The 10,791-nt window shown below is 39.0% G+C and carries 8 protein-coding genes; 5 read left to right on the forward strand and 3 right to left on the reverse strand.

What is annotated here, in order from left to right; genetic code table 11:
* Both ACKI5B_RS01995 and ACKI5B_RS02000 read left to right on the forward strand, forming a co-directional pair.
* Positions 1–2,068 (forward strand): flagellar assembly lytic transglycosylase (locus ACKI5B_RS01995; protein ID WP_407425311.1); only part of this gene is annotated, 2,068 nt, incomplete at its 5' end.
* 40 nt (positions 2,069–2,108) lie between these two features.
* Complete coding sequence (locus ACKI5B_RS02000) at positions 2,109–3,851, forward strand: cation:proton antiporter domain-containing protein (protein WP_407425313.1); 1,743 nt, start codon at positions 2,109–2,111, stop codon at positions 3,849–3,851.
* 4 nt (positions 3,852–3,855) lie between these two features.
* Here the strand turns inward: ACKI5B_RS02000 and ACKI5B_RS02005 are convergent, their stop codons facing one another.
* Genes ACKI5B_RS02005 through ACKI5B_RS02015 form a run of 3 tightly spaced genes read right to left on the reverse strand, consistent with a single transcriptional unit; the run spans position 3,856 to position 7,308 of the window.
* Positions 3,856–5,895, reverse strand: a complete 2,040-nt coding sequence (locus ACKI5B_RS02005) for a CHASE2 domain-containing protein (RefSeq protein WP_407425315.1) — start codon at positions 5,893–5,895, stop codon at positions 3,856–3,858.
* Positions 5,896–5,909: 14 nt separating this feature from the next.
* The gene (locus tag ACKI5B_RS02010) at positions 5,910–6,827 is read right to left on the reverse strand and encodes a M48 family metalloprotease (protein WP_407425317.1); all 918 of its coding nucleotides are present in this window, start codon (positions 6,825–6,827) and stop codon (positions 5,910–5,912) included.
* 1 nt (position 6,828) lies between these two features.
* Positions 6,829–7,308, reverse strand: a complete 480-nt coding sequence (locus ACKI5B_RS02015) for a hypothetical protein (protein ID WP_407425319.1) — start codon at positions 7,306–7,308, stop codon at positions 6,829–6,831.
* A 659-nt stretch (positions 7,309–7,967) separates the two neighbouring features.
* Between ACKI5B_RS02015 and ACKI5B_RS02020 the strand changes: the two genes are divergently transcribed.
* The 3 genes from ACKI5B_RS02020 to ACKI5B_RS02030 all read left to right on the forward strand — a co-directional run.
* Complete coding sequence (locus tag ACKI5B_RS02020; RefSeq protein WP_407425322.1) at positions 7,968–8,879, forward strand: 1-phosphofructokinase family hexose kinase; 912 nt, start codon at positions 7,968–7,970, stop codon at positions 8,877–8,879.
* A complete protein-coding gene (locus ACKI5B_RS02025; protein WP_407425324.1) occupies positions 8,879–10,420 on the forward strand; it encodes an NFACT RNA binding domain-containing protein in 1,542 nt (513 codons plus the stop codon). Before ACKI5B_RS02020 ends, ACKI5B_RS02025 begins: the two co-directional genes overlap by 1 nt.
* Positions 10,421–10,424: 4 nt before the next feature.
* On the forward strand, positions 10,425–10,791 hold a 367-nt coding region (locus tag ACKI5B_RS02030; protein ID WP_407425326.1), incomplete at its 3' end, for a hypothetical protein.

A 10,791-nucleotide genomic window follows, 5' to 3' on the forward strand; every position in this document is an offset into this window, starting at 1 on the left:
AGAATCCCTTACTCTGCTTGGAAGTGTCAAAGATAAAGTAAAGGCAGCAGAATATCTTGCACAAAACTATGACGATGAGGCTTCTCTTGCAAAGGCACTGCGCGAGCTTTTTAATCACAGCGAATACGCAAAAATCATAAATTTAACTGAAAACATTTCTTTAAAAGACAGCAAAAACGAAATCGTAAAATACAGAATCCTTTCGCTTGCCCAGAAAAAAGACAGCCGCTTTGAAAACGAGTTTTTTGACTGGGTAACTTCACGACCTGTTTCAAGCGAGCATCTGGAAAGTTATCCGTCTTACCTTTCATTTTTAAGCGATAACAACAAAAAAATTCAGGAAATAAGCGAAAATTTTCAGAAAAATCTTAATAAACGGAGTCTTTTGGAAAGTCAGCTTGCCATAAAAGATTCAAATGAAAGTCAGGAAGAGCAGAATCAGAGTATTGAACCGGAAGAAGGGTTTGAGCCGCTTTTTGATGCACTCCAGGAAGGTGAAAACCCGCAGAAAACGATTGTTGATTTCAGAATGGCAGTTTATCACAGAAGCTACAAATTTACTTTTTCCCAAATCAATAAAATTTTTAAAATCTACGAAAACCGCGGCGAAGAAATTGACTGCCAGCTGCTTTCGGACATAGGAAAATCAACTCTGTACGGCACCAGCGATTATTTTTCTTCAGCAAGAAAATTTGATTCGCTTGCCACAGGTCTTTCACGGGAAAAAGCATATTTTGCGTACTTTTATGCAGCCCGTCTTTATGACAAGGCCGGCCGTTATTCAAAACAGGCAGTTTCACGATTTAAAAGCGCACTTGCTTCAACAGATGATTCCCTTCAGTTTGATAACTGCCTCTGGTATCTTTTGAATTTTCAGCTGCGTACATCAACAGACGACATCATTTCTACTTTAACTGAATACGGACCGCAGATTCATTCTCCGGATTATTTTGACGACTTTTTTGAGTCCCTTTCAATTCTGCTTCTTTCAAGCCAGAGGTGGCAGGATTTTTACAAAGTCTGGGATAAAACCGGTTCCAATTTTTCAGAATACACTGCCGGAAAATATGCCTACATTTCAGGCCGCTTAATCGAAGAAGGTCTTGCACAGGGAGATGAAGATTTAAAAACCCGCAAGGCAGTTGAAGCATTTATGAGTGTTTTAAACAGTTCTTCTTCCCTCTATTACAAAATATGCGCACTTGAACGCTTAAATGTAACCGATCCGGCTCTGGTCGAGTCATATCTTTTCAATAAAAACTCTGCCTCAGAAGAAATTACAGACAACGGCTCATCGCATCTTTTACAGGGCTATGTTGCATTCGGCCTTCCGCAGCACGTTTATTCTGAATGGATTTTAAACCGTTCAAATCTTACCATGCAGGATTCAATCGAAATCGCTGATTATATGGCTAAATGTGCAGAAGGGGCTAAAGACAACACTTATGCAATTCAAAGCCTTCGTATCGCTTCCCGTGCTTTTGAAAATTCAAGCGGACCTGTTCCACATGAACTTTTAGAACGCACTTTCCCGAAGTTTTACAGACAGATTATTGAAGAAGCCGCTGAAGAATTTAATCTTCCCTCATATCTGCTTTTTGCACTTGTAAGAAGTGAAAGTTTTTTTGATGCAAATATCACAAGTAAAGCAGGGGCCTGCGGTTTAACTCAGTTAATGGAATCTACTGCAAGTGATGAAGCAAAAAAACTCAAAATCGATGAAAATTTCGATATTTTTGATGCAAAAACAAATGTCCGTATGGGTGCACACTATCTTTCATCTTTAATTTCACGCACTGATGACAATAACGAACTTCTTGCACTTTATGCATACAACGCCGGTCTTACAAATGTACGCAACTGGGCTAAAAGATTCCGGAACGACTGGGCTGCAACAGGAAAACCTGCAAAAAAGCCGGTTGGAATCAGCATGGATTTATTTCTGGAATCACTTCCTTTCACAGAAACCCGCGAATACGGCAGAAAAGTGATTTCCGCAGCAGCAATGTATGCGTATCTGTATGAAAACAAACTCCCGGGCGAAACAGTCCGCGAGATTATGTATTAGGCTATAATAAAACCGGACAATTCATTATAATCTAGTCCTTATGGAAAATCCTCTTTCACAGATTCTGCCGCAGTCTTTTCATTTTATGGCTTTAAGCGGCACTCAGTTTATACTGTTAACCGGAATTATGATGTTTTTCGGCTCATTTGGCGGCCGTATTTTTCAAAAGCTTAAGATTCCGCAGGTTGTAGGCTATATTGTAATCGGAATTTTAATCGGTGTTTCAGGTTTTGTCTTACTCGGAAAAGACACTTTAGCTGCCTTAAATCCAATCTCTACCGCATCCCTTACTCTGATTGGATTTTTAGTCGGTGCAGAACTTAAAATCAGCATCATTAAAAAATACGGAAAACAGTTCGTTGGAATTTTAATCGGCGAATCAATTACCCCCTTCTTTGTCGTAAGCATTTTGACAGGAAGCGTAACTTACCTTTTTACAAAATCCGTGGCACAGGCTCTTTCATTCGGCCTTATTCTGGGAGCAATTTGTGCCGCCACAGCACCTGCCGCTACAACCGATGTTTTAAAAGAATACCGCACAAAAGGTCCTTTAACTACAACGATTTTAGGAATTGTTGCAATGGATGATGCAGTTGCACTGATTTTATACGCAGTTGCAGCCACAATTTCTGCTCCACTTCTCGGCGGTCATTCAGTTTCATTTATTTCTCAGCTTGGTGCAATCGCTTATGATATTTTCGGTTCAGTTCTGCTCGGTCTTGCCTTCGGTTTTATTCTGAATCTGATTCTCAAAAACATCATGAACAATGAAGGGCGTGTTCTGGGATTTTCACTCGGAACCCTCTTTTTATGCAGCGGAGTCTGTAATTCACTGGGCCTTGATAACATTCTTTCAGCAATGTTTACCGGCTTTTTTATGACAAATTTTGCTCATCCCAAAACAAATGCAATGTTTAAACTGGTCGAACGCTTTACACCGCCGGTTTATGTGCTTTTTTTTGTAACGGTCGGAGCAAAACTTAATATCTGGATTGTAACTCCTTTCATTGCAGTTACTGCACTTTTATATGTAGGCGGCAGAACGCTCGGAAAAACAATCGGAAGCCGCTTAGGTGCAAGATTAACAGGCGCTCCTGAAACCGTGCGGAAATATCTTCCCTACTGTCTTTTAAGTCAGGCAGGTGTTGCAATCGGTCTTTCAATCGCATCCGGAAACGATTTTCCTGATTCAATAGGACCGCAGATTATGCTGATTATCACGGCAACTACATTTATCGTACAAATTTTGGGACCTATCTGCGTAAAATACGGAGTAAGCAAAGCCGGTGAAATTGGCTTAAATGTAACGGCAGAAGATTTAATGAAAAATGCAAAAGTTTCTGACATCTGTATAAACGGCTGTAAACTCTGCGGACAGAATTCTTACACAATCGTAAACGACACTGACATGGTCGGAAAAATTATCAGGGATTTTACGCACCATGAAAACATGAATTACGAAGTCCGTGGAACTGAAGGTGAAAAATCAGGAAAACTCATCGGTCAGATTTCCATCGAACATTTAAAAGAAACCATGCAGATTGGCGAAATGGGTGAACTTCTGCCTGCCATGGACATTATGGAAAAGCCGAAAATCACCTGCACACCACAGATGAGTCTTCCTGATGCGTACCAGCTTTTTACTGATTATGACACTGACTCAATCTGTGTTGTAAATGGAGCAAACGAACCGCTTGGAATTCTGGAAAAATTTACGGTGGACCATTATATTCACACACAGATTGTAGAACTCGAACACAAACTTGCAAAAATGGAAGGATAAACGCCTATTTTTCTGTAGCACGTAAAATTCCATCCCATGAAGCAGGCGGATTTTTAATCAGAGCCCCGCACTTTTCTATGAATTTCAATGCAGGAGCATCTTTGTCCTTAATAATTTCAAAGATGCTTTTTGCTTTTTCAAATTCACCATTTACAAAAAGTGAATATGCTTCATCATAAACCCGTCTGATTTCTAAATATTTTTCAAATTCATCTGCTTTCAGAGGAACAAAAACATCAACACCTTCGTTTTTACCTACAACGGCAATTTTTGCAATCTGACGGAAAGAACACTCGGCCCCGTTTTCAAGAGCGCCCTGCATTGTTGCACGGGAACACATTGTATAAGTTCCAAACTGTTTGTTGATTCCTTCAAGCCGGCTTGCCAGATTTACAGTATCACCCATCATTGTATAATCAAAACGGCTCCGGCTTCCCATATTACCTACAACTGCCTTTCCTGTGTTTAAGCCGATACGCTGGACAAATGGCTTTCCAGTAACGCGCGTTAATTCCTCCTGCATTTGTGAAAGCTTTTCCTGACATGCAAGGGCAGTTTCAACAGCACGTTTTGCATGATCTTTCTGTTCTGAAGGCGCTCCCCAGAAAGCAATTATTGCATCGCCTTCATATTTGTCAATTGTGCCACCATGCTCAAGAATAATGTCTGTCATTGCACTCAGATAATTGTTTAAAAGGTCAGTAAGTTCTTTTGGTGAAAGCTTTTCAGAAATTGATGTAAAGCCCTGAACATCAGAAAAATATGCGGTAATTTCACGTTCTTCCCCGCCGAGATTTAATTTTTCCGGATTTTCAATAAGATTTTCAATAACGGCCGGGCTTAAATACTGTCTGAAAGCCGATTTTATGTATCTTTTCTGTCTTCCTTCAGTCATGTATCCTTCAAAAATAGCAGTAATATAAGCCAGGATAAATGAAAAAAGCACCGGCACTACCGGTAGAATATATCCGGAATCAAAAACATAATAAGAAACTGTAAAATAAGTGAATAAAAGTGTAAAAGCAAATAAAGTTTTAACTAAAAGCGAAGAAATTCTTGCCTGTGAAATTGAAGAACCAAGCAGAAAAGCAGAGAGAACAGCAGCAATAACCAGAATAAAGTTAAGAAATTCAGGCCAGTCTTTCAAATAATTTTTCTGAAGGATTGTGTTAAGCTGGCATAGATGAACTCCAACTCCAGGGTATGTTGAAGAAACCGGAGTAGCGCAGATATCAAAAAGACCGGGCGCATAAAGTCCGAAAAATACATAATTACCGGAAAACTGTTCAGGCGGAATAAAATCTTCGTCACTGCCGGAAACTACGCCGTTTTTTATTTTAGCAGCACTTTGTAAAATCTGTTTTGCATTGTACGGTGCAAACCGGCTTAAATCATTAACATAGCGGACATACATTCCGCCTTCTTTTGCACGCGGAATTTCTTCAAGACAGCTTTCTTCATTGTTTACAAGAAAACTTGCTGCAGAAAGACCATATTCATTGCGGTTTTTGACTTTATCAATCTGGCTTCGTCTTGCAATTTTATCTGTTTTATCAAGAGTTGAACTCACATCTCCCAGCGTAAAAGCACTTTCTTTTAAAACAGGAACCGGAAGTGTTGGGACTGTAGAATTTTCATTTTCGTAAAAAGCAGTCTGAATTACTTTTCCGAATTTTCTGCTGCTTTCGGCAAATTGATTATCATCTTCTTCACCATAAACAGAGGGTTCTGAATAAATCATATCAAAAGAAACGCAGGCGGCTTTTCCAGAAGAAAAATAATCGACCATTTCTGCATAAGCCTTTCTCGGCCAGGGCCAGCTCCAGCCCAATTCATTTTTTGCCCAGTCAAGGCTTTCCTGATCAAGCAGAACCAGTGCAATCTGTTCGCTGCATTCTGTTGAACGGGAAATAAATTTCATTCTCGAGTCATATGATTTGTTTTCTGCCCACTTAAAGACATTTAATACATACAGAACGCAGGTAAGGACAATCAGAATAAAACATGAAAGTAAAATCTGCCGTATTTTTCCTTTGATTTTCATTAAAAGCCCCTTTTTTAACGGTTTGAAGAAAATCTTGCCTTTCTGTAAGAAGAAGTATCTGTACAGAGCACAATTTTTGAAAGCTGCACATTTACATTTTTTATGCGTTCATCAGGCGAAGGATGCGTCTTGTACATTCCTGAAGTATTTCCATTTTGATTTGACTTAAGCATGCCAAGCATATCAAGCATAGCAGAAGCATTGTAGCCTGCGTCGTTCATCAAAGTAACTGCAAGGGTATCTGCCTGCAGTTCCTGACTTTTTGAATAACCGTTATTTATTAAATCAGAAACTACATCACCGACCATATCTTTCATTGTTTTTGCAAGTGCAGCAGAATCTTTTGCAACAGCCACTGCTGCAGAAGTAGCATTTACGCCGGCGTTAGTCCATCGGCTTGTTTTTATTGCCATTAAACTGTGCTGTAAATGAATGTGTGCAATTTCATGGGCAATAACAGCAGCCAGAGAATCCTCGCTTTTCGTACATTCTAAAAGTCCGCGCGTTACAAAAATATGACCGCCGCTTGTGGCAAATGCATTAACTTCAGCTGTATCTAGAATTTTTACATGATACCCGTTAAAAAGCTCCGGTCTTTCAGAATTAATGGTAATAACTGAGCAGATTTTATTAAGATACTGCTCTATTTGAGCTGCAGTGTAAACTTTGTAATTGGTTAAAATTGTTGCTGCAACAGCCCTGCCGATGTAATACTCGTTTTCTGGAGTTATTGCTTCAGCTGCCTTTGAAGCAGAAGCTGCGGCAGTAAGTCCGGCGGCTGTTTTTCCATGTCCTGTAGCTTCAGCGACTTCTGCTGTAGCAGAAATCAAAGTTGTGAGTGTACTGGAAGTAGCACACCCGGAAAGAAGGAAGGAAAAAAAGAGGGATTTTAAAACAAAAGAAATTTTTGCCTGAATTTTTATATTTTTCATTTTACTCTCCCCCATTTAAATGCCCTTCTGATACAAAGTTCAGAAGTTCTTTCTCAGAAACAGTAATTTTTTCGATTTTATCAACTTCATCATAATTCAGATTTTTGTTTTCTGATTTAAAGGCTTTTTCAGCTTCTTCAGAAAATCCTTTTCCGGCTAAGGCAAGTTCATTTGAAGAAGCATTTACAGATGAACCTGATTTTGCAATTTTTTTAGCAGTAAGGCTTCCATTTGCAATCCAGCCGGCTACATTCTGATTATTTACAGGACTGACTTTTGTTTTTTTAGAATTTCCTTCAATAACTATAAGTTTATCGCCATATTCAACTTTTCCGATTGTTTTCGCAAAAAAACCGGTACCACTTTTCAGGGCAGACGATTTTACAGAGACATAAACATTCTCCCCTTTCTTAAAGGAAGCACAAAACACACTTTGCATAAAAAGCATAAAAGTGAACAAAACAAAAACAGCTTTTTTCATTCAATAACCTCGTTTTAAAACTAAGAGGTCAAACTTCGAGTTTTAAAATCACTGCGCTAATTCAAAAACATTGTTTCATAACTTAATTTTGAATTGCACTCTCAGTCGAAGATGCATATGAAGTCCCGAGAAACGGTCGTGGAATTCCTATCCACGGCGCTAAAGCGCCCGTTTCAATGGACTTCAATGCTGGCTTCTCCTTACGTTTCATTCAAAATTAAATAAGCCAGAAAAACCTTTGATTTACTCAGATAAATTAAAACTCGAAGTTTCCCCCATCTTCATAAGGAATCAGTATGGAAGAATGTCGAGTTTGTTAGTAATTAATTAAAAAAATGCGGAAACGGGAAGAAAAGCAAGCGTCTGCTGGAACGCTATGAGGGCTCGCAAGCGAGAAAAGCACGACAACGGAAGTGCTTTACGAGCGCAGTCGGAATTCCTTTTACCCTCATCTGCGTGAAGACAGACGCACTTTTCTGGAAGTGTACGCATTTTTTTTTGTTCTGTTGATGAAACTCGACATTCATCCTAAGAATATTTTAAGTCATTATAAAATAAAAATCCACTTCAAGTTAACCTTAAAAAACGTCGGTAACTGCCTGAAGGTATCTGAAATTAGACTTGTCAAAATTAAATAAATTGATTTATACTAAGAGAATATGAAAATTCTTTGTGTTTGTCTTAGTCCAACAATCCAGCGCACAATTACTTTCGACTCATTCAATACTGGAAAAGTTAACCGTTCACAGATTTGGCGTGAAGACGCAAGCGGTAAAGCTTTAAATGCCGCACGTGTTCTTAATCAGCTTGAACCAGGAAGTTCTGTAGCATTATGTCCTGTCGGAAATGCAAACGCAGAGCATTTTATGATTTTAGCTTCAAACGACACTAATCTCTATGTTACGCCGATTTACATCGAAGGCAATACCCGCGAATGCTGGACAATTCTTGATAAAACAGGCAAAACAACAACCGAAGTTATTTCTGACGAACTTCAGAACCCGCTTCATATTGCAGGTGCAGAAGCAGAATTAAAGCTCCTCGAATTTGTCAGAAAAGACATGATGGTCTGCGATGCACTTTTATTTGCAGGAAGCAGACCTTCCAACTGGTCAGCAAATATCTGCGGACGAATCTGCGATGTTGCAAAAAAAGCAGGCAAAACAATTCTTGCTGATTTCAGAGGTGAAGATTTACTCACTACCCTCAAAGTCTGCACACCGGATATCATAAAATTAAACGAAACAGAATTCTGTCAGACTTTCATCGGAAAATCTCTGTCAGAAGACGAATTAGTTTCTGAAATCTCAAAAAAGAGCGCTGAGCTCAAAAATATTATTGTAGTAACCCGCGGAACCAAAGATACCCTTTCTGCAGACAACGGCAAAGCTTACCGCACTCCAATCGAAAATATTACGGCAATTAATACAACTGGCTGCGGCGATACTTTTGATGCAGGGTTCCTGAATAACTACCTCAATAACAAAGACATGGAATCAGCACTCAAAGCAGGAACTCATTGTGCAGCCCTCAACGCTCAGACAATCGTTCCGGGCTCAATTAATCTGTAATGTCTCTTAACTGCAATGAAATTGATTTAATTCTCAGCGAACTGGATTTAAAAGACAGTTTTATTCAGGAAGTAGTTCAGCCGAATTTTAATTCGCTTGCAGTTTACACATATAAACCGGGATTACCCAAAACTTTATTCATTTCTCTAGAAGCAGGCGCCTGCCGTATCTGTGAAACAAGGCGCAAAATCACCAGAAACGAAAAGCCGCTTCGTTTTAATGAAATGCTTAAATCAAAAATTAAAGGCGCAAGAATTAAAAGCTGTGAGCAGATTTCAAAAGAACGCATTATCAAAATTACACTGGAAAAGCAGGGAACAATTTATGTAATGCCACAGGCTCAGGAACATGCTGCCAAAAAAGCAAAATCTGCTCAGACTCAGGACGAAAATGAACTCTACAGCCTTTATATCCGTCTCTGGTCAAATGCCGGAAATATTTTTCTTTGTGACAAAGACAATCTGATTCTTGATTCTTTTTACAGAAGGCCTTTAAAAGGCGAAAAAACCGGTGAAATTTTTGAAATGCCGGAACAAAAAATTCTTACAGAATCAGAACTTTCGGCCCTATACCAGAAATTTCCTGTACGGTCTTTTTCAGATTTAGAATCAGAATATGCAGAAAAACATCCTGATTATCCGGAACTTTCTTTTAATCAGAAAGTTGATTTGTATTATTCAGAAAATTCTGCCCAAAGCTCACTTGAATCTCTTCTGGAACAGGCCGAAAAATGGTACGAATCGCATAAAAGCAGAATCACCGCCGCACTGGAAAGGCTCAAAGAAAAGCGGGAAACTTTTAAAAATGCCGCTCAATATAAACATCAGGGCGATTTAATTCTTGCTTATGGCCATGAAATCCAGAAAAATTCAAATTTTTTGGAATGTGATGATTTTGAAACCGGAAGAAAAATCAGCATCAAAATAGATCCAAAAAAATCTGTTCAGGAAAACGCAGCTTTTTACTACGAAACTTATAAAAAACAGACAGGCGGTCTTGAAAATCTTGAATATGATATTGCTTCAACAGAAAAATCTCTCTCTGAACTTGAAAGCCAGTATTCAAAAATAATTGCCGAAAAAAATCCGGTAAAACTTGAACAGATTTTACGGAAAACGCAGAAACCAAAACAGCAGGAAAAAAAATCTCACCCGGGACTGGACTTTTTTATTGACGGCTGGCAGATTATCGTTGGCCGTGATGCAGGCGAAAATGACGAACTTCTCCGCCACACAGTAAAAGGTTCTGATATGTGGCTTCATGTCCGCGACTATCACGGCGGCTATGTTTTTATTAAAAACCGGCCGGGCAAGACTGTTCCTCTGGAAATTCTTCTTTATGCAGGAAATTTAGCGGTCTATTATTCAAAAGCCCGTAAAAACGGAAGTGCCGATTTGTATTATACACAGGTCAAGCATTTACGCAGAGCAAAAAATGCCCCTAAAGGAACTGTTCTTCCAACAAACGAAAAAAATCTTTTCATAAAGCTTGATGAAGCCAGAATCAGGAAGATTCAGGAAAATTTAATAACAGACAGGTAATTTCATGAAATCAAAAAAAATTTTATTTGCAGTCGTTTTTAATATTTTCGCTTTATTCTGCACTTTTTCTGATATTTTTTACAGCGGAAATGTTTTTCAGCTTTCACCTTTAAAAGACAGTCTTCTGCTTGGAAGCGGAATTGCACTTTCTGGAAGCGACTTGATTTTAGACAATGTGCTTGAAGTAAATCGTCAAAAATACGATGGCAGAGTCTACAATAAAGATGATGTAAACTCATTTGACAGATTTTTCATGCATTCCTATTCAAAATCACGGGATAAGGCAGCAGATTTTGTGCTTGTTGCTGCTATGGCAAGCCCGGCAGTTCTTGCTTTGACCGAAAAAGAAAGTCGGATCGTAGCCATGTCGT

It is taken from the genome of Treponema sp., assembly GCF_045657965.1.
Taxonomy (GTDB): Bacteria; Spirochaetota; Spirochaetia; order Treponematales; family Treponemataceae; genus Treponema_D.